Source organism: Bombilactobacillus mellis (assembly GCF_000967245.1).
Classification (GTDB): Bacteria; Bacillota; Bacilli; order Lactobacillales; family Lactobacillaceae; genus Bombilactobacillus; species Bombilactobacillus mellis.
In genome coordinates, this window is record NZ_KQ033877.1 from 824,643 (window position 1) to 846,490 (window position 21,848).

General features: G+C 36.0%; 19 protein-coding genes, 1 other RNA gene and 1 other annotated feature. Of the genes, 13 read left to right on the top strand and 7 right to left on the bottom strand.

Going from position 1 to position 21,848, the window contains the following annotated elements:
- Positions 1-23 precede the first annotated feature (23 nt).
- From gpsB to JG29_RS04005, 3 genes are all read left to right on the top strand, one after another.
- Entirely contained in the window at positions 24-440 is a 417-nt protein-coding gene (gene gpsB, locus JG29_RS04000) for a cell division regulator GpsB (protein WP_045922603.1), read from the top strand.
- Positions 441-491: 51 nt separating this feature from the next.
- Positions 492-856: RNase P RNA component class B (gene rnpB, locus JG29_RS08670), an RNA gene on the top strand.
- Positions 857-947: 91 nt separating this feature from the next.
- Entirely contained in the window at positions 948-2,075 is a 1,128-nt protein-coding gene (locus JG29_RS04005) for a THUMP domain-containing class I SAM-dependent RNA methyltransferase (RefSeq protein ID WP_045922604.1), read from the top strand.
- Here the strand turns inward: JG29_RS04005 and JG29_RS04010 are convergent.
- Positions 2,063-3,055, bottom strand: a complete 993-nt coding sequence (locus JG29_RS04010) for a magnesium transporter CorA family protein (RefSeq protein ID WP_045922605.1) — start codon at positions 3,053-3,055, stop codon at positions 2,063-2,065. The two genes, JG29_RS04005 and JG29_RS04010, sit on opposite strands and share 13 nt — an antisense overlap.
- Positions 3,056-3,141: 86 nt before the next feature.
- Here JG29_RS04010 and JG29_RS04015 point away from each other — a divergent pair, with 86 nt between their 5' ends.
- From JG29_RS04015 to JG29_RS04045, 7 genes are read left to right on the top strand one after another with little or no spacing between them, the layout of a single operon-like run.
- The gene (locus JG29_RS04015) at positions 3,142-3,555 is read left to right on the top strand and encodes an EbsA family protein (protein WP_045922606.1); all 414 of its coding nucleotides are present in this window, start codon (positions 3,142-3,144) and stop codon (positions 3,553-3,555) included.
- The gene (locus JG29_RS04020; protein WP_045922607.1) at positions 3,545-5,218 is read left to right on the top strand and encodes a formate--tetrahydrofolate ligase; all 1,674 of its coding nucleotides are present in this window, start codon (positions 3,545-3,547) and stop codon (positions 5,216-5,218) included. Before JG29_RS04015 ends, JG29_RS04020 begins: the two co-directional genes overlap by 11 nt.
- Before the next feature lie 17 nt (positions 5,219-5,235).
- On the top strand, positions 5,236-5,694 hold the full coding sequence (lspA, locus tag JG29_RS04025) for a signal peptidase II (protein ID WP_045922608.1): 459 nt from the start codon (positions 5,236-5,238) through the stop codon (positions 5,692-5,694).
- 19 nt (positions 5,695-5,713) lie between these two features.
- Entirely contained in the window at positions 5,714-6,619 is a 906-nt protein-coding gene (locus tag JG29_RS04030) for an RluA family pseudouridine synthase (protein WP_084232537.1), read from the top strand.
- Positions 6,619-7,143, top strand: a complete 525-nt coding sequence (pyrR, locus tag JG29_RS04035) for a bifunctional pyr operon transcriptional regulator/uracil phosphoribosyltransferase PyrR (RefSeq protein WP_045922610.1) — start codon at positions 6,619-6,621, stop codon at positions 7,141-7,143. Before JG29_RS04030 ends, pyrR begins: the two co-directional genes overlap by 1 nt.
- Positions 7,144-7,157: 14 nt before the next feature.
- Positions 7,158-8,237 carry a carbamoyl phosphate synthase small subunit gene (locus JG29_RS04040; protein WP_045922611.1) on the top strand — a complete coding sequence of 360 codons (1,080 nt, stop codon included), beginning with the start codon at positions 7,158-7,160 and terminating at the stop codon, positions 8,235-8,237.
- Positions 8,234-10,627 (top strand): ATP-binding protein, encoded by a 2,394-nt coding sequence (locus JG29_RS04045; RefSeq protein ID WP_045922612.1) that lies wholly within the window; start codon positions 8,234-8,236, stop codon positions 10,625-10,627. The genes JG29_RS04040 and JG29_RS04045 overlap by 4 nt, the downstream gene beginning before the upstream one ends.
- Before the next feature lie 51 nt (positions 10,628-10,678).
- Here JG29_RS04045 and JG29_RS04050 read toward each other — a convergent pair whose 3' ends face one another.
- The gene (locus JG29_RS04050; protein WP_045922613.1) at positions 10,679-12,400 is read right to left on the bottom strand and encodes an Rqc2 family fibronectin-binding protein; all 1,722 of its coding nucleotides are present in this window, start codon (positions 12,398-12,400) and stop codon (positions 10,679-10,681) included.
- Positions 12,401-12,556: 156 nt separating this feature from the next.
- Between JG29_RS04050 and JG29_RS04055 the strand changes: the two genes are divergently transcribed.
- Positions 12,557-13,423, top strand: a complete 867-nt coding sequence (locus tag JG29_RS04055) for a DegV family protein (RefSeq protein WP_045922614.1) — start codon at positions 12,557-12,559, stop codon at positions 13,421-13,423.
- A 60-nt stretch (positions 13,424-13,483) separates the two neighbouring features.
- On the opposite strand, the gene JG29_RS04060 is transcribed toward JG29_RS04055, so the two are convergent.
- The 3 genes from JG29_RS04060 to JG29_RS04070 all read right to left on the bottom strand — a co-directional run bounded on the left by JG29_RS04060 (position 13,484) and on the right by JG29_RS04070 (position 17,585).
- Entirely contained in the window at positions 13,484-14,884 is a 1,401-nt protein-coding gene (locus JG29_RS04060; RefSeq protein WP_045922615.1) for an MFS transporter, read from the bottom strand.
- Positions 14,885-15,027: 143 nt separating this feature from the next.
- Positions 15,028-16,680: a peptide ABC transporter substrate-binding protein gene (locus JG29_RS04065; RefSeq protein ID WP_045922616.1), complete on the bottom strand. Its 1,653-nt coding sequence runs from the start codon at positions 16,678-16,680 to the stop codon at positions 15,028-15,030.
- Complete coding sequence (locus JG29_RS04070) at positions 16,674-17,585, bottom strand: proline iminopeptidase-family hydrolase (RefSeq protein ID WP_045922617.1); 912 nt, start codon at positions 17,583-17,585, stop codon at positions 16,674-16,676. Before JG29_RS04070 ends, JG29_RS04065 begins: the two co-directional genes overlap by 7 nt.
- A 70-nt stretch (positions 17,586-17,655) precedes the next feature.
- Positions 17,656-17,919 (bottom strand) — a binding site (T-box leader).
- Positions 17,920-18,252: 333 nt separating this feature from the next.
- Between JG29_RS04070 and JG29_RS04075 the strand changes: the two genes are divergently transcribed.
- On the top strand, positions 18,253-18,624 hold the full coding sequence (locus JG29_RS04075) for a DUF805 domain-containing protein (RefSeq protein ID WP_045922618.1): 372 nt from the start codon (positions 18,253-18,255) through the stop codon (positions 18,622-18,624).
- A 126-nt stretch (positions 18,625-18,750) separates the two neighbouring features.
- Here the strand turns inward: JG29_RS04075 and JG29_RS04080 are convergent, their stop codons facing one another.
- Both JG29_RS04080 and JG29_RS04085 read right to left on the bottom strand, forming a co-directional pair.
- Positions 18,751-19,446 (bottom strand): MIP/aquaporin family protein, encoded by a 696-nt coding sequence (locus tag JG29_RS04080; RefSeq protein ID WP_045922619.1) that lies wholly within the window; start codon positions 19,444-19,446, stop codon positions 18,751-18,753.
- A 39-nt stretch (positions 19,447-19,485) separates the two neighbouring features.
- Positions 19,486-20,571: an NAD(P)-dependent alcohol dehydrogenase gene (locus JG29_RS04085; protein ID WP_045922620.1), complete on the bottom strand. Its 1,086-nt coding sequence runs from the start codon at positions 20,569-20,571 to the stop codon at positions 19,486-19,488.
- Positions 20,572-20,738: 167 nt separating this feature from the next.
- Here JG29_RS04085 and JG29_RS08575 point away from each other — a divergent pair, with 167 nt between their 5' ends.
- Positions 20,739-21,581, top strand: coding sequence for a helix-turn-helix domain-containing protein (locus tag JG29_RS08575; RefSeq protein WP_052696297.1), 843 nt, complete (start codon positions 20,739-20,741; stop codon positions 21,579-21,581).
- Positions 21,582-21,848: the final 267 nt, after the last annotated feature.

The window sequence follows — 21,848 nt, forward strand, 5'->3', positions numbered from 1 at the left end:
GAAGCAATGGGGGTGTTTGATTAATGGCAGAAGTTAAGTTGGATCCCAAACAGATTGTAGAAAAAAGATTTAGGACTACAATTAAGGGATATAACGCTAAGGAAGTTGATTCTTTTTTAGATGAAATTATCCAGGATTATGAAGCATATACTAAAATAATTGCTGATTTAAAATCAGAAAATAAAAGGCTAATTGAACAAATAGATAATAATAGTGGTGTTCATCAAAGCCAAAGTAGTGATAAACCAGAAACTAATAGCAAGCCAGTAAATACTACGATGGATAATTCGGCACCTGGAACCACCTATTATGACATTTTAAAACGTTTATCTAATTTGGAACGGCATGTATTTGGCCAATCAGCCAGTAGCGAAAGTAATAACCATTATGCTCATCGTCAGCCAATTGTCAATTCCAGTGAACAATTAAGCGATAATTAATGATGAAACTCTGGTATTTTCACTTGAAAAAGAGTAAAATGTAATTCTGCAGGTTTTGAGTAATCGCGGTTTGTGAATGCAAGCTGAGGAAAGTCCACGCCGGCATAAGCTGCAATGCTTATAGTGTTCGCGTTCAGCCCAATAAGCTGGAGAATTCGGCAATCGAATTACGGCGGTCAAATTGCTAAGGTCTTTTAGATTAGGCAAAAGTAGCCTGAAAGTGCCACAGAAACGCAGTCTTTTGGAAACAAAAGAATGGAACGGGTAAACCCCACGAGCAGGAAACCCAAACTTTGGTAGGGGAGTTTCGATACGGGAAAATAAACCTACGTCGAAAACACTAGTAATAGTGTAGATAGATGATTACTAAAAACAGTTAGTAGCGTAACTGTTGGAACAGAACGTGGCTTATAGAAATCTGTAGAGCTGAGAGCGGACTTGTTCTGCTCTTTTTTTGTATAACTATTATTAAAGAAGAAATAAGACTATAACATAAAAGGAGAAACGATGAAATTATTAGCAACTATGGCTGCCGGCTTAGAAGCCGTGACGAAAAAAGAACTGCAGAACTTAGGTTATCAAGTGCAGCTTAAAAATGGGAAAGCTTATTTTACAGGTGATCTCATTGATATTGTCCGAACTAACGTATGGTTGCGCAGTGCGGATCGTATTAAAATTGTGTTAAAAGAATTTGCCGCAACCACTTTTGATGAATTGTTTGAAAATGTTCGCGCACTCGATTGGGATCAATGGTTGCCTTTGGATGCCGCCTTTCCGGTCCAAGGACGTAGCGTTCATTCACAGTTACATTCGCAACCGGATATTCAAGCAATTACTAAAAAAGCCATTGTGGAAAAAATGGCTACGGTATATCATCGTCAAGGTTGGCTTCCTGAAAGTGGGGCAACTTTTCCCATTGAAATTCGGCTGGTTAAAGATCAGGCCGAAATTACCCTTGATACTACAGGTGCTTCCTTATTTAAACGAGGCTATCGCCAAGAACACGGGGGCGCTCCTTTGAAAGAGAATTTTGCTGCCGCTCTAGTTTTATTGACACCTTGGCGGGCGAATGATCCTTTTTGTGACCCTACCACGGGGTCAGGAACAATTGCAATTGAAGCAGCTATGATCGGACGTCAGATTGCGCCAGGGTTACAGCGGCACTTTGCTTTTGAGAATTTTCCCTGGTTTAAGCCGGAATTATTGGTAAAAGTCCGCGAACAGGCCCGCTTACAAATTATTCCCAGTGGTAATTTACAAATTAGTGCCAGCGATATTGATGGCCGGATGATTGATTTAGCCAAATTAAATGCTTATCAAGCAGGAGTGTTACACGATATTCAGTTTAAGCAAATTGCTGTCAAAGATTTAAGATTACAGGCTGCTAACGGAATTTTGATTGCCAATCCTCCTTATGGAAAAAGAATGCAGGACCAAGATCAGGCCCGTAATCTGTATCAGCAAATGGGAAGTAATTTTGAAAAATTAACTACTTGGAGTAAGTATTATCTATCCAGTGATTTGCAATTTGAAAAATATTACGGTACTAAGGCAACCAAACGGCGTAAGTTATATAATGGAGCTTTAAGAACGGATCTGTTTCAATATTGGGGCCATCCCACTTATAAAAAATGACGACGAATCATATCAATAATTAAGATAATGGTTAAAACGATTGTAATAATCAGTGCATATAACCACGCCCAACTCCCATGAGCTAAGGGCAGATGCATATTCATTCCATAAAAGCCTACGACAATTGTCGGAATAGTTAAAATCAGTGAGTAAACTGTTAGATAACGCATAACATCATTAGTTTCATTATTTAAAATATTGTTGTAGGTTCCTGATAATTGTTGAACAATTTCATTTAAGAGTTGAAAATTTTTCAAAACTTGGTTGGCTTCGATTTGTGCGGCTTCCAGCTGTTTGCGCGTATGATGATTTATTTTGCGGGATTGATTGGGTAGGCGAAAAATATTTTTAACTTGATCAATTAAATCATCATTTCCTGAAGCAGAAGTTAAACCAAAAGTGATTTTAGATTGTAATTCGGCTAAGGTTGTAATTGTTGTAGCCCGCCGCGAGCGTTTATGAAATTCTACTTCAATTTTTTCCTGCTGGTCATAAAAAACTTTCAGAACATCTAAAAATTCTTTAGATATTTCCTGAATTAGATAGGCAAACAATTCCAAAATAATATTTTGGGAGTTATTGTTTTGGTTAAAAAATCTACTAATATATTTCATGACATGTTGACTATAATGAGTGGTAAAACAAATAATATGTTGCTTATTAGCGACCAAGGTAACTGATTGGATCATATTTTCGAGCTCATCATGAAATGAAGGGATAGCAATAACCATTAAATAACTTTGGGTTAATTCATTAAAAGTAATGCGGGGGCGTTCTAAGTTATCGAGCGCATAATTGATAGTTTCATGAGTAATTTGGTAGTCAGTAATTAGTCTTTTTTGATCAGTTGCAGTGATATCGTTAGCATTAATAATTGTAAATTGATCACTAAGCGAGTATTCTTTTATCATAAAGCTCATGTCCATTTCTTTCTTAGTATTATTTAAGGCCATCATAACTTTAAATATAATTTTTGTCATGGATTTTTCTCATTATTTTATAGTGGCAATCATTAGTAATGCTGATTTTTGTGATAAAATTAAATCACTAGAGCATAGTAAATGAGGTGAATACCATTAAAAAATTTCACTATCAATTAGCCAGTCAAGTGGGAATTATCACTTGGTGCTGGATTTTAAGTGTGCTGTTTTTAGGCCTAATTATCATATTTGAAAGCCAATGGAATAATTGGGGAGCTTGGTTTTTAATTGTTTTATCTTTAATAGCAATGTTTTTACAATGGCAACAGCACATTTTAATAATTGATAGTCAGCAGCAATTGTTGATTATTCATAGTTTATTTAATTCTAATCAACATCGATTCCAATTTTCTCAAATTAAGAAAATTAACTGTCATCGACACCGTTGTATTTTTTATTTTCGTGATAAAAGTTACTTTCCTTTACAGTTATGGTTAAGTAAAAAAGGTGTCCTGCAACTACAATCTTTAAATTCGGGATGTGAAAAATGTGAAAAGTGATATTCAAATTGCACAGGAAAATGAAAAAAAGGAAATTCAAGCAATAACTAAAATTGCAGCTAAAGTAGGATTACAGCCGCAGGATTTAGAACTTTATGGAAATTATAAGGCGAAGATTAGTTCTGCTGCTATTCAAAAAGCAACAGCGCAACCTCTGGGGAAATTAATCTTGGTAACGGCTATGAATCCAACTCCAGCTGGAGAAGGCAAATCTACGGTTATGGTAGGTTTAGCTGATGCTTTGCAACAGTTACAGCAAAAAACTGTGGTGGCCATGCGCGAGCCTTCTTTAGGTCCGGTAATGGGTATTAAAGGCGGCGCTGCTGGCGGCGGTTTTGCCCAAGTAGTACCTATGGAAGATATTAATCTTCATTTTACGGGTGATATGCATGCTTTAACCGCTGCTATTAATACATTAGCAGCTTTAATTGATAATCATTTACAACATGGTAATCAGCTGCAGTTAGATCCCCGACGCATTATTTGGAAGCGGGCGCTTGATGTCAATGACCGGGCTTTACGTAATACAGTCATTGGTTTAGGCGGACCTAGTTCGGGAGTGGTACGAGAAGAGCATTTTCAAATTACGGTTGCTTCAGAAATGATGGCGGTTTTGTGCTTAGCAAAAGACCGGGCGGATTTAAAACAGCGCTTAGGTCAGATTTTGATTGGTTACACCTATGATCAGCAGCCGGTTTTTGTAAAAGATCTGCATGCGCAAGGAGCCCTGACTTTACTTCTCAAAGATGCAATTAAACCTAATCTGGTCCAGACATTGGAACATACACCGGTCATTATGCACGGTGGACCCTTTGCCAATATTGCCCATGGCTGCAATAGTATTATTGCTACTAATTTGGCACTGCATTTAGGTGATTACGCTTTAACGGAAGCCGGTTTTGGTGCAGATTTAGGCGCGGAAAAATTCTTAGATATTGTTTCACCTAAGTTAGATAAAAAGCCGGATGTAGCAGTTGTTGTAGCTACAATTCGTTCATTAAAATATAACGGCGGAGTCGACTTAAAAGATGTTAATCAGCCTAATGAACCGGCCTTAAGTGCTGGTTTTGCCAACTTAAAACGCCATATTTTAAATATGCAGCATTTCGGACTGCCGGTTTTTGTGGCGATTAATCGTTTTAGTAATGATACCGATGGCGAAGTTCAATTATTACAAAAATTGTGTCAGCAACTAGGCGCACAAGCTTATCCGGTAACTGTCCATCAAGATGGCGGTAAAGGTGCTTTAGAATTGGCTCAAGCAATAATTGATTGGTCTCAGCCAGCTTCTTATCACCGGCTATATCAAGATCAAGATAGTATTGAAGACAAGATTACTCAAGTTGCTCAAAATATCTATGGTGCTAAGCGGATAATCTTCAGCAAATCAGCTTTGAAGCAAAAACAGCTTATTGAAAAAAATGGCTGGTCTAACTTACCTGTATGTATTGCTAAAACCCAGTATTCTTTTAGTGATGACCCGCAAAAATTAGGCGCCCCGCAAGATTTTGATTTGCATATTCAGTCTCTGGTTCCTGACCTGGGAGCAGGATTTTTAGTAGTTTTAACTGGGAGTATTTTGACAATGCCCGGTTTGCCAACTAAACCAGCAGCTTTACAGATGGATATTGCTGATAATAATGAAATTACCGGTCTATTTTAGGTTATTAGGTTAAAATAATGGGTTGGATTTATGGTTTGCTTATTGTCTTAGGATTAGGAATAGATCAGTTAATAAAATATTGGGCTATTATTAAATTGCCTGCTGGTCAAGAACAAATAATTATTCCTAATTTTTTAGCTTTTATCAGATTGAATAATCATGGTGCCGCTTATAATATTTTGTCTGGACAAAGATTATTCTTTTTAATTATTACTGTGATCGCAATTGTAGTCCTGCTATTTTTGCTGATTAAATATGGGAGAAAGTCCCATTTCTTAGGTGTAAGTTTATCGTTGCTGTTAGCGGGAGCTTTAGGTAATGCGCTGGATCGCCTGCTGCATGGCTACGTGGTAGATATGATTTATTTAAATATTTTTAATCTGCCTTTTTTAAATTTTGTTTGTAACTTTGCCGATATTTTGATAACCAGCGGCGTAGTCTTATTAATCATCTATATTTTTAAAACAGATAATTAAAAAAGGAGCAGTAATTATTATTACTTTTAATTTCAATAATTTAGATTCTTCAGGGCGTTTAGATAAAATTATTTTACAGTTTCATCCGGAATTTTCGCGGTCGCAAATTCAAAATTGGATTAAAACCGGTCGAGTGCAAGTCGATGGTCAAATCATTACGAAGACGGGCTATCGGCTCTCGCAAAATATGGAAGTGACTGTAACAGCCCCCCAGAGAGAACCCTTAACTGCCAAACCGCAAAAATTACCTCTGGCGATTGTTTATGAAGATCAAGATGTTTTAGTAGTTAATAAACCCCAGGGAATGGTAGTTCATCCGGCTGCGGGACATCCGGATGGGACTTTGGTTAATGCGGTTTTGTATCATACGCAATTGCAGAGTTTGGACCCGATTCGTCCTGGAATTGTTCATCGAATTGATAAAGATACTTCGGGCTTATTAATGGTTGCAAAAACTGAATTAGCCCAACGTTCTTTGAGTGCCCAAATTAAGGCGAAAACCAATTTACGTGAATATCTGGCCCTTGTACATCAACCTTTTTCCGAAAAATCGGGAACAATTGATGCTCCTATTGGCCGTGATCCCCAAGATCGCAAGCGTTGGACAGTGATTGCCCAGGGCAAACCCGCTGTAACTCATTTTCAAGTTTTAGAAAATTTTACCAACTTTAGTTTAATTAAATGCCGCTTGGAAACAGGCAGAACGCACCAAATCCGGGTTCATCTGCAATATATCAATCATCCTGTTGCCGGAGACCCTTTGTATGGCCCACGTCATACTTTGAGTGGTGCTGGTCAATTTTTGCATGCCGCCACTTTAGGATTTCAACATCCCCGCAGTGGCCAATGGTTGCAATTTCACGTTGAACCGCCCGCAGTATTTCAAACAGCTTTACAGCAATTACGACGAGAGAGGACAGAATAATGAATAAAGCAATTGTTGATGATAAGACGATGAAACGGACTTTAACACGGATAACTTATGAAATTATTGAAAAAAATAAGGGCAATCAAAACTTAGTCTTAATTGGGATTAAAACTCGGGGAGCTTATTTGGCTAAACGAATCAAGTCACGGCTATATCAACTAGAGAATATTGAAGTACCGCAATTTGATTTGGATGTCACTAACTATCGCGACGATCATCCTGCTAGTAAGAAGGGGGAAGCCCCTAGTTTTACAAAAAAAGATTTAGACGGACAACACATCGTTTTAGTAGATGATGTTCTTTATACAGGCCGGACTATTCGGGCTGCTTTAGATGCTATTATGAGTATTGGCCGTCCCAGCAAGATTTCATTAGCTGTTTTGGTGGATCGGGGTCACCGTGAATTGCCTATTCGCGCCGACTATGTGGGTAAAAATATTCCGACTTCACATAAAGAGACGATTAAAGTATCGATGGCCGAAATTGATGATGAAGATAAAATTGAAATTATTACTAATTAATTAATGTACTAAAAATGAAAAGATATTTAATTCTAGAAGATGGAACTGTCTTCAGTGGTGATAGTGTGGGCTCAAGCGCTATTTCTACGGGAGAATTGGTTATAACTAATAATGTTAGCGGCATCGAACAAGCAATTACTGATCAAACTTATAATGACCAAATTATTGTCTTTATGGCTCCAGTAATTAATACAATTGGGATGAATCGTGATGACTATGAATCCATTGCGTTAAGTTGCAAAGGAGTTATCTTTAACAGTATTCCTTTTAATCAATTGGACCCTAGTGACCATACTTCTTTAGCTTATTTTTTAAAAAAACGGCGCTTGCCAGGTATTACTAATGTTAATGTTCAACGTTTGGCCCGGCATATTAAAAAACATGGTACTTTAAAAGCCAGTATTATGGATACGGATGATGAACATGCTATTGATCAAATTCATGCCTTAGTAATCCCGCGTGATCGTGTCAAAACGGTTTCGACCAAACAGCCTTATCCAAATCCTAACGTAGGTTTTAAAATTGTCGTAATTGATTTGGGATTGAAATTTTCCATTTTAAGACAATTATCTATTCGGCGTTGTGATTCTTTAGTTTTACCGTATAATGCTAGTGCAGCGGATATTCTTGACTTGGATCCGGATGCAGTTTTATTTACCAGTGGACCGGGCGATCCCCAGGAAATTCCGGAAACCATCGCTACTTGCCAGCAATTAGAAGGTAGGATTCCCTTGATGGGAATCGGTTTAGGACATTTAGTAATTGCGCTGGCTAATGGAGCAACTATTGAGAAAATGGCTTATGGACATCATGGCTCTAATATCCCGACTTTAGAAGTTGCTACGGAAAATATTGAGTTTTCTAATCACAATCATAATTATTTAGTAGTTGCGGATAATCAATTGCGGAAAAACTTCTTTATTACTTATCGTTGCCTGGAAGATAATACTATTGAAGGTTTGCGACACCGTAATGATCCGACAATGACAGTGCAATTTCAGCCGGAAGCAGCTCCGGGAACACATGATTCTTTATATGTTTTTGATGAATTCATTGAAATGATTAATTCCTTTAAGCAGGGCAAACAATTATGAAAAAAAATGTTTTAATAATTGGGACCACTACCGGCTTAGTTTCGGGAGAAAAGCTGGCACAGGAAAAAGCTATTTATGTTACTTTAAAATCTTTCCAACAAGCAGGATATCAGACGATCTTATTAACAGAAAATCGGGAACTTTTTCCAGAATTTCGGACAGTTGCTACGCAAATTGTGTTTCAAGAGATTAACTTAAATAATTTAAAGACGATTATTTTACAATATCAGATTGATTTTATTTTTCCTACTTATACCGCCAATCAAAATTTAAGCATTTTTCGAAATTTGATCAAGCAGGATTTTTTGCAGCAACATCAGGTTAAACTGCTGGTTTTAAATAAGAATAATTTGAATTTGACTATTAGTCATAAGGCGTTAACTAATTATTTACAAAAGCAGGGCTTTCGTATTATTGAACATCAAATTGTCCATAATTTTGAGGAAGCGATGGCCTTTGTGCAGCAGCATCATTTTCCGATTATTATTCGGGTTAATAATAAGGAACAAAAAACTTATTGGAACAGTATTAATACTGAAGAAGAATTGGCTCAATTATTAGCCACCACCACGGCTGATGATGGTTATGAAATTGAACGCAGTATTAATAACTTTAAAGAACTAACCATGACCACTATTAGAGATCGTTTTGATAATGCGGCTTTAATTTATTCGTCAGAAGATATGGATTCAATCGGTATTAATTCTAATGATTCTATTAGCGTCACGCCGGTATTTTCTTTGACTAATGATATGTTTCAGCGTTTACGGGATGCGGTTTTAAAATTAACCCGTTTATTAAAAATAGTTGGTATTTGTACGTTTGATTTAGCTGTAGATGAGCAAACAAATTCTTTTTATGTTTTGGCTATTTCGCCACTATTTCAAAGTAAAATTTTACCTATTATTGCTAGTACAGGTTACCCTTTGTTTGAAGTTATTTGTCAAGTAAGTATCGGACATCGTTTAGAGCAGGTAACCACGCTGGCGGGCCCCACAATTAATGCAGCCGTTGAATTAACTTCCAATCATCTTACAGCGCGTTTTCCCATCTGGCAAAAATGTCGGGAATCACAGCTGGTTAGTAATTTAGGTCCCCATACTTCTTCTTTGGGGTCGGTAATTGTCAGCGGTAATAACTTGGAAAGTGTAATCATGAAAGGCTTGCAAATCCTGGATCTAACTGATGATATCTTCATTAATAAACCAGATTCCAAGCTGGATGATGAACAAATTGAAGCCTTATTGTTTCATACCAATATCCAACGCATTATTGCTGTCTGCGAGGCTTTAGATCGCGGATTTGATGTCCAGGAAGTTCAAAGTTTTACTAAATTTAATTTGGTTTTTTTAGAAACTTTAAAACACCTCTTAGATTTGGCACGTTTACTTGAATATAAAAAGGGTAATTTAGAAATTCTAACTATCTGTAAGCGTTATGGATTTTCGGATTTTCTCATTGCTCAATTATGGAATATCACCACCAAACAAGTAGCAGAAATTACGACACAATTGTCACTTAATTGCTTGACTTTGCCGACCCCCAGTTCATTTTCTTTAAATCAAGGAGCAGTGAATAATTATTTTACTGTTTATTTAGATGATCCGCAACCTCGCCAGCCAAATTATCAAATTATTCTAAAAAATTATCCCAATTCAGATATGATTTCTAACTATGAAATGTCAATTCTGGCTTACCAATTGCTGCATCAGTTTCAGATGGATGGTTATTCAGTGGCTTCTGAGGGCTATCTTTTAAGTAAAATTGATTCCAGTATAGTTGGGGATTATTATATCGATTCCGATTATAACAAGTCCTATTTATATGAACAGCAAAATCGCTTGAATATTACAATTAATACTTTAGAAAATCAACATGTAAACTATCCGATTTCGCTTTATAATTTGGATTATCAGCGGAGTTTATTGGCTAAACAGCGCGTATTAACGGAAATTAGTTTTATTCAAAATCAGGAACATAAAGTCTGGCTGTCTTTACCAATTACTAGTGTATTAAAAAGAAATACCGGTCAGCACTGGGAAATGACTGCTGTACCGGGCAAATTAAATTCCCGGTTAGTACAGCTGGCAACAGAATTTGTTAATAAAAAACTTTCTCATTTAACTTTCGGGACACTGATTATCGTTGATGAGACCGTAGTTAAATATTTAGCCGGTTTTACCACTAATATTGGGATTATTAGTCAGGTTAATCCTAACTTTATTGACGTTTTATGTCATTCATTAGTAGGGATTGCACCTTCGAAATCACAAAAAAGCAAGCATTTATTTGGCCGTAAGATTAATTGTCAACGTTCTAATACAGGCTTATATACTACTAAAGTCCATTATTTTGATTTGCCAGCTTCTTATCGGCAAATTTTGAAATGAAATTAGAAAAAGGACAAGAGCTATCTTGATAGCTCTTGTCCTTTTGAGGATTTATTGAGGTTTTAAATTATTTTGGGGAACCACGAGTAAGGTCTTTTGATCAGTATAGATAACAAATCCCGGTTTAGCACCTTTGGGCTTATGCACATGCTTGACTAAAGTATAGTCAACTGGGACTTTGGCTGGATTTTTGCCGGCTTTGGAATAAAATGCTGCTAATTGAGCTGCTTGTTTAATAGTGGCAGTTGAGGGATGAAGAGCAGCAATGATGACATGGGAACCGGGAAGATTCTTAATATGCAACCACGTATATCTTTTGTCAGCATATTTCATAGTTAAATAATCATTTTGCAAATTATTTTTGCCGACATGAATTTCAGTGCCGTCCGTTGCCTTAAATATGTCGCCATGACGGACCTTGGTGGGTTTTCTCGAAGCTTTTTTCTTAGCTTTGAGATACCCTTGTTGCTGTAATTCCAAAGTTATATCAGCTAAATCTTGCGGTTGAGCATATTCCATTTGGGCTAATATACTTTCAAAATAAGCACTTTCCTGCTGTGTCAGTTCTAATTGTTCTTTGAGGTGAGCAGTAGAGTTTTTTAATTTTTGATAAGTTTTAAAATATCTCTGAGCATTTTTGGAAGGACTAAGGTCCGGCTTTAAGGCAATTGTCAAAGGTTGATTATTCTCATAATAATTAGGCAAAGTTACAGTTTTAGCTCCCTGGGGAACCTGATTCATAAAAGTAGTTAAAAGTTCACCACGTAGACGTTTGGCCGGAGCTTGAGAGGTTTTTTGCAAATCTTTTTTTAGTCGTTCACTTTTGAGACGATCCCGTTTTAAATTTCTTTTAATGACTTGTAATAGATTATCCGCTTGTTGGCGCACCCGGTCTTGACGAGCCCGATCTTGATAATAAATATCAAGCATCGTACTTAAAGAGTCAAATTTTTCCACAGTAAAGTTTTGTTTTTGTAAGCTTTGAAAGCTGATCGGGGTAAAAATTTGGCGTTTTTCATTGCTGTAAATACAGGCTTGAGGGGTGTGCAGCTGATTAAAAGTCTCATTCAAAGCCCGTAAAATAAAAGCCGGTTCCGCTGTAGTGTTAGTGAGACGAAAAGTTAGTTCTTGTAATGTATCCTTACCCAACCCCATAAAGTTGGCTTTTAAAAGCTGGGTTGTTTGGGCTGGATTTTGAGCTACTAGTTCTGAAGTATGATCTTTGACAAATTTTTCCCGTGCAAAAATATCAAAAGGATCATTTAAATTTGGTTGTGGGGGTAATTTGTAACTTAAATGTGGCAATAACTGCCGATAACGGTCTTGACTTAAGCTGATGTGTTTTAAAGAATCGATAATTTGTTGGTCTTGGTGATTGACAAGAATAATATTACTGTGACGATTCATAATTTCGACATATAAGATATAATTCTGTCGATCACCTAATTCGTCATGATTTTCCAAGGAAAAAACAATAATGCGGTCATTTTTTATTTGCGAAATATTTTTAATAAAAGCTCCTGCTAAATGTTTACGCAAGGTCATAACAAAATTGCTGGGTTGTGGCGGACTAACGAACTTATTTTGGGTAATTTGTACCCGGGCATAATTCGGGTTAGCTGACAGCAGCAAATTGTAGTTGTGATTAAATGACCTAATTGTTAATAATAGTTCTAAAGCAAAGGGCTGCTGAATTTTGGTGATTCGTCCGGATAAGAGCTTATTTTGTAATTCAGCAACCATTGTATGAGTAAATACTCCATCAAATGACATGAAATTAACAACTCCAATGGTTTTTTATTTTAATTATCAATTAGCGCGAATTTATTCAATTAATATTTTACACTAATTATAATAATGTGATACAATTGTTCCTATTGTAAATGCTACTTTGGATAATCTTATTGAAGAACGGTTGGTGAAGAATATATGAAAATTGCTGTAGTTACAGACAGCTCTTCATATCTATCAAAAGAAGAAGCAGAAAAGTATCAAATTTGTGTGATTTCAGTACCGGTAATTATTGATGGACACATGTATCACGAAGGCGTTGATATCACAAACCAAGAATTTTATGATCACTTACGTAATTCAAAAGACTTACCCAAGACCTCGCAGCCTGCATTAGGTGAAATGAGTCAGGTTTACGATCAATTAGCGGCTGAAGGCTATGATGCTGTCATCTCCATACATTTAGCAGCTACTATTTCCGGATTAATTAACAATCTCAAGACTTTGGCTGCCAGTCAAACTAATATTAAGATTATTCCTTATGATTCTCGGATTACTGTTCGCTTAATGGGTTATTTGGCTATCGAAGCCGCTAAAATGGCTGCTGCTAATCAGGATTTGGATAAGATTTTAGCGCGGTTGGATGATTTGCGCAGTACTATTGATGAGAATATCATTGTCAACGATTTAACTAATTTAGTTAAGGGCGGGCGCTTGTCTAATGCTTCAGCTGTCATTGGCACAATGCTGAATATTAAGCCCTTACTGACATTTGATAATCAAACTGATGAAATTGTGGCTTACGAAAAAGTACGTTCACTTAAAAAGGCGTATTTAAAAACAGAACAACGTTTTGCACAAGCTCAGGCTCAAGCGGATTTTCCTTATCGGTTAGTGGTAATTGATGCTAACGATCCGCAAGCGAATAATTTATGGACAGAAGCTCTGCGAAAAAAGTTTCCTAATACGACTATTGAGCAAAGCTATTTTGGTCCAGTAATTGGAACCCATTTGGGAGAAAAAGCCCTGGCTTTAGGTTGGATTAAGGATTTTGATCAGGTGTAAATGAACTGGCAATAACTAAGATGAAAGCAGCGTCAAGACAAACTTTGTTTTGACGCTATTTTAATGATTAGCTTTTCGTAAAATCCGTTCTCCGATGATGGTTGTACCTAAAGCAACACCAGCCAAAATAATAAGAATGACAAAATCAAGCTGACAGCCTTTGGCAGCACTAGCAGCAACATTGGCAGTAGTTTTATGAAGATTAATTTGTTGAGCGGAAACTACAGCCGACATAATTCCTGTGCCTAAAGACCCGGCATATTGCTGCAAAGTATTGAAAAGCGAATTAACATCTGGTTGGGAGGCGGGCGCAACTAATTTACTGGCGTCGGACATAGTATTACCATAACCAAAATTAAAGCCTCCGCGCATAAAGCAATAAAAAAATAAAATCAAGCCCAAAGTCATTTGGGGAACAGTACTAGCAAAAAGAATGGCACCAATAAGAATGGCAACATTTGAAATTAAAAGAGGTGGCCAAGACCCATAGTGATCATAAATGCTTCCTGCAAAAGGAGAGATGATTGCACCTAAAATGGATCCTGGAAGTAACACTAATCCCGCAGTCATCGAGTTAGCCTGGAGGGTTTCTTCAGCTAAAATTGGAATGACAAAAGAAATACCAATATTAATAAATTGTAAGATAAAGAAATTAACGGCTCGAAGTCCGATTAAAGGCGTTTGCAGAATGGTAAAATTGAGTAATTGACGGTGACCGTTTTTGAGATGCTGCAGAAAAATGATAAGTAAAAACAGTACTAAAATCAATCCACCCCCAAATTGCCAACTATTGAATCTGTTTTTGCCACCCTGATCGATACTAACTATTAAAGTAATCATCAACGAAGCCAAAATAATTAATCCCAGAAAATCAAAACGAGAGTTATCGTGCCGGGCTGGTAATTTAATAGTGAACATACCCGTAAGCATGACTAAAATAATAATTGGTACTACTCCCCAAAAAATAAATCTCCAAGAAGTGTAATTATTGATAATGCCGCCATAGCTGGGTCCCAATGCGGGCGCAAACGAGGTAACCATCGTGGCAAAGCCAGTGTAAATCCCTAATTTGTAGGCAGGAATTTGCGAAGTAATGATATGGAATAAAGTCGGGGTCGAAAGCCCTGTAGCAATGGCTTCTAACCACCGTCCCAGCATTAGAGTGGGAAAATTGGGAGCGATTGCACAAAGTAAAGTGCCTAATAAGCACATCAGTGCTGCTGTAAAAAAGATTTTTTGCGTATCAAAACGCTTTATGAGATAAGAAGTGGTACTCATTACGATTGTTACTAATAATAAATAACCGGTAGTTACCCACTGAATCGTCGCTAGATCAACGTGAAATTCATGCATGAGGGTGGGAAAGGTTACATTCATGGAAGTTTCAATAAGAATGCCAATAAAGGATAAAAAACCAGTTGCTAAGATTGCTAATTTAGTTTTCCATTTAACAGTTGTCATTAAGAATTCACACTTTCTGAGGAATTACAACATATTATTTTAACACATAATATAGAGACGCCTTTTTAAAAACAGAAAATTAAACCCAAAAAAATAGTGAATCGTTTACTGCAAAATCGATTCACTATTTTATAAATATTTTTTTACTTTAAATAGGCTCTAGTATAGTCATTTTCACCGACAGGATGACTTAAAACTCCGTGAAGACGGGGATTAACTAAATGACTTTCCACCATTTGATAAAGAGGAAGAACGGGTACGGTTTGATTTAAACGTTCCTCTAATTTGTTCATGTTTTGCCAATACTGATTGGTGCTGGTAGAAGATTCAAGGGCAGCTTGATACAGTTGGTTAAATTCGTCATCATTATATTTCCCATAGTTTTGCGGATTGTTTTTGGTTAAAATGCCCATAAAACTAATCGGATCGGCAAAATCAGCCAGCCACAGAGTTTGAGCAAGGTTAAATTTACCACTTTTAACGGCTGCACTGGCACTTTTTTCAGGAATATTACGCATAGTAACTTTAACTGCTGGAAGATTCTTTTGAATAGATGCTTGAACAAACTGAGCTACATTTTTAGTTACAGTTTGATCATCACCAATAAGTGTCAAATTTACGGTCTTTTTCAGTCCAGCTTCAGAGCGTCCTTTCTGCCATAGCTTACGTGCTAAAGCTACATTATAGGTTTGTTGTGGTTGATGTTCACTAGCAAAATCTTTACCGCTGGTCGGATCTGTAGCTAAATCTTTGGCCGTATAGGTATAAGCCGGCACAGAGCCGTCCGCTAAGACGTCTTTAGTTAAAGCTCGGCGATCTAGGACTAAGTTTAAAGCTTGGCGCATATTATTATTTGTTAAGGGTTGATTATTAGCTAAATTAATGCGTAGATAATAATTGCCAGCCCGTTTTTGATGAATTAAATTCTTATCTTTTTGTAGTTCTTTAGCTGTAACCCCTGTAATAGTAGCATCATCAAGTTTATGCTGTTCAAAGAGTTCGTGGGCGGTATTAGGATCTTTTACCACAAGATATTTGATAGCTTGAAGATGAATAGCTTTTTTGTCATAGTAATATTTGTTGGGCTTTAAAGTCCAGCTTTCATTGGTTCCATCCCAGCCGGTAGCTTTAAAAGCGCCATTATAATATAAACGTTGTGAGTTGGTACCATAATTATTGCCAAATTTTTTTAAGGCAGTTTGATTTTCTGGGAAGAAGGCGGGCATGACCATCATTTTATTAAAATACGGCATAGGATGTTCTAATTCTACTTGCAGTTGATAGCGTCCTAGAGCTTTAACTCCGAGAGTTTGAGGGGCTTTTTTGCCCGCAATAATAGCATCAGCATTTTTGATTCCTGAGAAAATATAATTATAGCCAGATTTGGCTGTGGGGGCTACCGATCTTTGCCAAGCTGTAACAAAATCTTGGGCAGTGACAGGATCGCCATTACTCCATTTGGCATTATGTCGTAAAGGGAAAGTATAGAGTGTCCCATTAGCTGTTGGCGAAACAACTTTGGTGGCCATAGCTGGGGCTGGCTGATGTTTGCTGTCAGCTTTATATAATCCTTCCATGGTGTTCTCTAAAATATTCCAAGTTGTGAGATCAGCATGGTTAGAAGTATCTAATGAAAGTAATTCGTTCGTTTGCATAAGAGTAATTGTATTTTTGCTAGTATTACTTTGCTTTTTTGAAGAAGAAGCTGATTGCGAACAGCCGCTGACTGTAGCTGTTAAAAATAGGACCATTAGCAGCTTAAGAGTAAAATGTTTTTTGGGCGTTTGGTTTAGCATGATTGAAACTCCTTTCGGGAATTATCGACATCAGATAGAAAATCGCCTAAATTTTGGAAAAAGGCTGTCGGATTGTCTACACTATGACAATGACCGCCATCAGGTGTCAGAACAAAACGGGAATGAGGGAGCTGTTGATGCATACGGGCTGCCACTGCAAGCGGCATTGTATCATGGTCTCCAAAAGTTAACAGCGTTGGTACAGTAATTTTGCTGGTTTGAGAACGATTATCCCAGGTTTTTAAGGAACCCGTCATTACAAATTCATTATTACCTTGAAAGTGATTATAAACGGCCGTGGCATTTGTAGAAATGAGATGCCGGGGACCATTTTCGGGGTGTCGCATTACATATATTTTATAAAGCCGCTGTACCAGTTGGTTATACATAGGATCAGAGAAACGTTCCTGTTTTTCAACATCTTTCATGTAATTTACTTCTGAAACAGTAAAAGTCTGATCGCGCAAATAATTAATATGCTGAATATATTCAGGAATATTATCGATCATACTCATGATAATCAGTCCGCGCAAATGCTGACCGTATTTTAAAGCATATTCTTGAGCTAAAAGACCACCCCAAGAGTGTCCTAAAAGATAAAAATTATCCCAACCCAATTGTTGTCGAACTTCTTCTAATTCAGATAAGAAGTATTCAATCTTGAGAAATTTTTGATTTTCTGGTTGATCAAAGTCCGGTTGATCTGAATAAAAGGATCCCAGCTGATCATACATGGCCACTTGAACAGGCAGTTTTGCCAAACCTTGAGCAAAGTTCTCAAATTCTTCGTGATTACTGCCCGGTCCACCATGCACACATAATAGTTTAATTGAACCTGTGCCCATAATTCGGGTAAATAAGTGAAATCCATTCCTTAAAGTTAAAATATGACTGCCCTGATTCATGTGAAATTGCCTCCATTATTATTTATATTAATAAAATTAAAAATAAAAGCGCCCCTTCAAAGAAATTCTCTGAAAGGGCGCTCAAAAAGCGCGGTACCACCTTACTTGCTTTTTCATTTATCCAAAATCAAAAAGCCTCATTAAACACAAACAACCATCTTTCAAAAAGGATAGTGATTTGCTGCTGGGATAACGGTAGCTGCCGATACAACTTACATTATAATTCAGTTGTTAGCTCCAAAGTGATTTTCACAAGAAGATAATATGCCTGCTCTCACTCAACTAGGCTCGCTGAATAATATCTAATTGTTACTTACTTTCTCAACGCTTTTATAATTTATCTTTAATTTATTTTTAATGATGTTTGCATCATAAACGTAATTTTTAAAATTGTCAAGAGTTAGTATGTTTTTTAATTAATAATCTGGTGTCTTAAAAATATATTTCTAGAGGAGAAAGATATTGTTGATGTTTCTTTAATTAAAATTCTTTGTTGGAGCCCACTGACTTTAAATATCCATGAAGGCAAAAATATACAGTTTTCCAGTAGTACTATTAGCCGTTAAATCTCAGCAATCATAATGCTTAAGCCTTGATAATATCACCTTGGTATAGTATATAATTAACTTAGTAACTAATTTACTTAATGTTAATGGGGGATTATTATATGACTAGTTCTTATAAAAAATTTTGGAGTAATTTACTAAATTTCTCTGGTACTTCTGGCAGAGCTGATTATTGGTGGCCGGTAATTATTAATTATATTTTGGGAGCAATTTTAGCCACCGGGATTCAAGCACTTTTGGGGCATCCTTATAATGTGCATATTTATACGCTGCCAGATTTTGGGGCCAATTTCGTTGCTAATACGATATTCTTTATTGTTTGGTTAGGAACCTTATCCTTGAAATTTAGAAGATTACATGATTCCAATCATTCTGCGTGGTGGATTTTGATTGATTTAATTCCTATAATTGGAACCATTTGGTTTTTTATTTTAATGATCTTACCGACGAAGCGCAATCGCTATCGTAATTAATATTATGATTTTGAAGTAAGCATTGAGGCTTATCCAGCTCAACAAGTCAATCATTGCTTTCAATGTTTATCAGTTTTTGGAATAAAAAAGGGATACTAAGAATTTTTTAGTATCCCTTTTGATTTATTAATGTAAGCAGGATTTTAAAGCTGTAGCTAAGATGCTACCAATAATGGGTCCCAACATTGGCACCCAGGAATATTGCCAATTAGCTGTTGTTTTATGTGGAATGTTAAAGAGAGTATATACTAATCTAGGTCCCCAATCACGAGCTGGATTCAATGCAAAGCCGGTCGTTGTTCCTAAGCTATTGCCAACTACTAAAATAACTAGACCAACGATCATAGGTTTTAATCCTGTCGTAAAATTACCCAAATTTAGTAAAATGAAGATAAAACTAAAAGTAGCAATTATTTCTGATATAAAATTAAATATTGGTGCAGTAATTGCTGGTTGTGTTGCAAAAATACCTACTTCATTGTGATCGGTTGTTTGAAAATGTGGCCAAAATTGGAGCAGTACTAAGATTGCTCCTACAAAAGCACCCGCAAATTGTCCTAAAATATAAGGAATTACTTGACTCCATGGAAATAATCCAAAAATAGCATAAGGAATAGTTACGGCAGGATTTAAATGTCCTAAAGAACCTAATTCACCAGCAACATAGACCCCCATGGTTACTGCTAACCCCCAAGAAATCGTTACAAAGTTCCAATTTGATTTTTGAGCATAGGTTTTATTTAAATTTGTTCCTGCACTTGATCCTACTCCTAAAATAATCATGATGGCTGTTCCCAAAAATTCACCAATAAACCCCTTCATATCTCCACCTGCTAACTTTAACTATTTTTGACTTATTTACTATTTATTTCTTAATTTTTCATTAGGGTAAATAATGATTTTTAAGGATTCGCCTTTACTATTTTTGTTTCTTTCAAATGCTTCTTGAGATTCATCAAGACTATAAAAATCAGTTAATAAACTTTCAGCGATCTCTTTTTTTTGCTGTAAAATAGAAATTGCTAAGGGGTACGTGTTAGCATATCTGAAAACTCCAAATATTTGTGGTTCATGAGTCGTCATGAACATTATATCTAAAGGTGCTGTATCGTGTGCTGGCATTCCAATATAAGCAATCTTGCCTCCTGATTTTAATGTTAGCAAAGATTCACTTTCAGCTTTATTATTGCCGGAAGCTTCCATGACATAATCAACCCCTTGTCCATTAGTCAGTTTTTGGGTTTCAGTTTTAATATCAGTATTTGTAACATTTATTGTAAAATCAGCACCAAATTTTTTAGCTATTTTTAAGCGACTATCCTCAGCATCACTAATGATGATTTTGCCGGCCTTAAAAGCTTGAGCTGCAAAGATTGCCAAGAGTCCCACAGGTCCAGCACCAGAAATAAAGACAGTGGTTCCAGGTTGAATATCCATCAATTGAGCAGCATGAATACTTACAGAGAAGGGTTCACTTAAAGTTCCAATTTCATAGGACATGTTATCTGGAATATGGTATATAAAATCAGCTGGATAGGTGATATATTGAGTGAGATCACCATCATATGGTGGTGTGGCCATAAATTTTATCTTGGGGCATAAATTATAACGACCAGTACGGCAAAATTCACATTTGCCACACGGAATTCCAGGCTCAATTGCAACACGATCACCAATTTGAAAATCTTTTACATCGTCACCAACTGCAATAATTTGCCCTGTACTTTCATGGCCCATAATTAAAGGTTTTTCTACGCGAAAGTCGCCAATTCTTCCCTGATCATAATAATGAACATCAGAACCGCAAATTCCAACAGCCATGATTTTAATCATGACTTCATTTGCTTTCAATTGAGATAGGGGAGTCTGCTTTATTTCTAAATCCAAGACTTTTTCTAAGACTGCACTTTTACTTGTTTGAGGTAACTCTTTATTGTTATTTACCATTGTTTTCTCCTTTTAAGTAATTCTATTTATAAATACATAATCTTATTATATGGTTTTTTAAGATTTATTATTTTCACATTTGCCAACTAAAAAAGGGTTAAGCTGGCCCTCTTTTTTCTTGATGAACATTATTATTATCTTTATGAAAATATGTGAGGAGTATACTTATGCGCCAACGTTTTTCCAAAATAGAATATGATAATACTTTTTCCGATCTAAATTTAAAGTATATCAGTAAAATTGAGGCAGCTGATTGTTATTCATTTCGAGGATTACATTGTCATCAAAATATTTGTGAAATTACTATCATATTGGCTGGCTCTAATAAATATTTTATTCATAATAATTATGAAAATGTTAATAAAAATGACCTCTTAGTTATTAACCCCGGTATTATTCATTCAGAAGGGAATATTTTACCATCAATTTGTATTGGAGTAGCATCCAAAAGAAAAGAAGCAACTTGGCAATTAATACCAGAATATCGGTATCCTATTTTTCATTTTTCTGCAGAAATTGTTAGATCTTTAACGCAGTTGGCAAATATGGCGTTTCAATTGTTAAAGTCTGATAATTATCAAGCTAATTTATTGGCAAATAATAGTATTTGTAATGCTTTCATACCTTTTCTACAAAATAGTACTATTACTTCCAAAACGATTAAGCATACAAATACTACGGGTGGACAGTTGATTAAAAATTACCTAGATAAACATTTCTTTGAACCTATTAAAATTAATGATATGTGTTCAGATTTAGGTTTAAGTAAAACCTATGCTGAACAGCAGTTAGTAGAGAATTATGGTTATACCCCAATTCAATATTTAACAATGAGGAGGATAGGGGAGGCCCAAACGCTTTTAATTACTAAGCCATATCTAAAAATTTACGAAATTGCCTTGGCCGTGGGCTATGACAATGTCACTTATTTTAATCGGGTGTTTAAGAAGTTTAGCGGACTAGCTCCAAAACAATATCGTAGATTGTATTTAGAAAAAGTTAAACTTTAAAGTTTAATTTACCACCAGCAGCAACTTCAATTAGTTGCTGCTGGCTTTAATTTATTTACTGTACTTAAGATTTCACCGTGAGAAATTTGTCATCTTCATTTTTAAATGTTTTTGATGTTTGACAAATGTTATTAAAATTGAAAAGCGTGAGATTTTTGACTGATGGCAGGAATTTACTAGTTGTTTGAAAATTAAAAAAATCAGGTTTTCATTTTTAAAATAAGTTGTTATAATGATAAACGAACTATAAATAAATAATATTTAAAA

What these genes read in the sequence shown, in the direction of transcription:
- JG29_RS04085 (WP_045922620.1), bottom strand. Translation starts at nt 20,571, where the DNA reads ATGGTAAATAACAATAAAGAGTTACCTCAAACAAGTAAAAGTGCAGTC.
- lspA (WP_045922608.1), top strand. Translation starts at nt 5,236, where the DNA reads ATGGGTTGGATTTATGGTTTGCTTATTGTCTTAGGATTAGGAATAGAT.
- JG29_RS04010 (WP_045922605.1), bottom strand. Translation starts at nt 3,055, where the DNA reads ATGACAAAAATTATATTTAAAGTTATGATGGCCTTAAATAATACTAAG.
- JG29_RS04060 (WP_045922615.1), bottom strand. Translation starts at nt 14,884, where the DNA reads ATGACAACTGTTAAATGGAAAACTAAATTAGCAATCTTAGCAACTGGT.
- JG29_RS04045 (WP_045922612.1), top strand. Translation starts at nt 8,234, where the DNA reads ATGAAAAAAAATGTTTTAATAATTGGGACCACTACCGGCTTAGTTTCG.
- JG29_RS04055 (WP_045922614.1), top strand. Translation starts at nt 12,557, where the DNA reads ATGAAAATTGCTGTAGTTACAGACAGCTCTTCATATCTATCAAAAGAA.
- pyrR (WP_045922610.1), top strand. Translation starts at nt 6,619, where the DNA reads ATGAATAAAGCAATTGTTGATGATAAGACGATGAAACGGACTTTAACA.
- JG29_RS04070 (WP_045922617.1), bottom strand. Translation starts at nt 17,585, where the DNA reads ATGAATCAGGGCAGTCATATTTTAACTTTAAGGAATGGATTTCACTTA.
- JG29_RS04050 (WP_045922613.1), bottom strand. Translation starts at nt 12,400, where the DNA reads ATGTCATTTGATGGAGTATTTACTCATACAATGGTTGCTGAATTACAA.
- gpsB (WP_045922603.1), top strand. Translation starts at nt 24, where the DNA reads ATGGCAGAAGTTAAGTTGGATCCCAAACAGATTGTAGAAAAAAGATTT.
- JG29_RS04075 (WP_045922618.1), top strand. Translation starts at nt 18,253, where the DNA reads ATGACTAGTTCTTATAAAAAATTTTGGAGTAATTTACTAAATTTCTCT.
- JG29_RS08575 (WP_052696297.1), top strand. Translation starts at nt 20,739, where the DNA reads ATGCGCCAACGTTTTTCCAAAATAGAATATGATAATACTTTTTCCGAT.
- JG29_RS04040 (WP_045922611.1), top strand. Translation starts at nt 7,158, where the DNA reads ATGAAAAGATATTTAATTCTAGAAGATGGAACTGTCTTCAGTGGTGAT.
- JG29_RS04005 (WP_045922604.1), top strand. Translation starts at nt 948, where the DNA reads ATGAAATTATTAGCAACTATGGCTGCCGGCTTAGAAGCCGTGACGAAA.
- JG29_RS04080 (WP_045922619.1), bottom strand. Translation starts at nt 19,446, where the DNA reads ATGAAGGGGTTTATTGGTGAATTTTTGGGAACAGCCATCATGATTATT.
- JG29_RS04065 (WP_045922616.1), bottom strand. Translation starts at nt 16,680, where the DNA reads ATGCTAAACCAAACGCCCAAAAAACATTTTACTCTTAAGCTGCTAATG.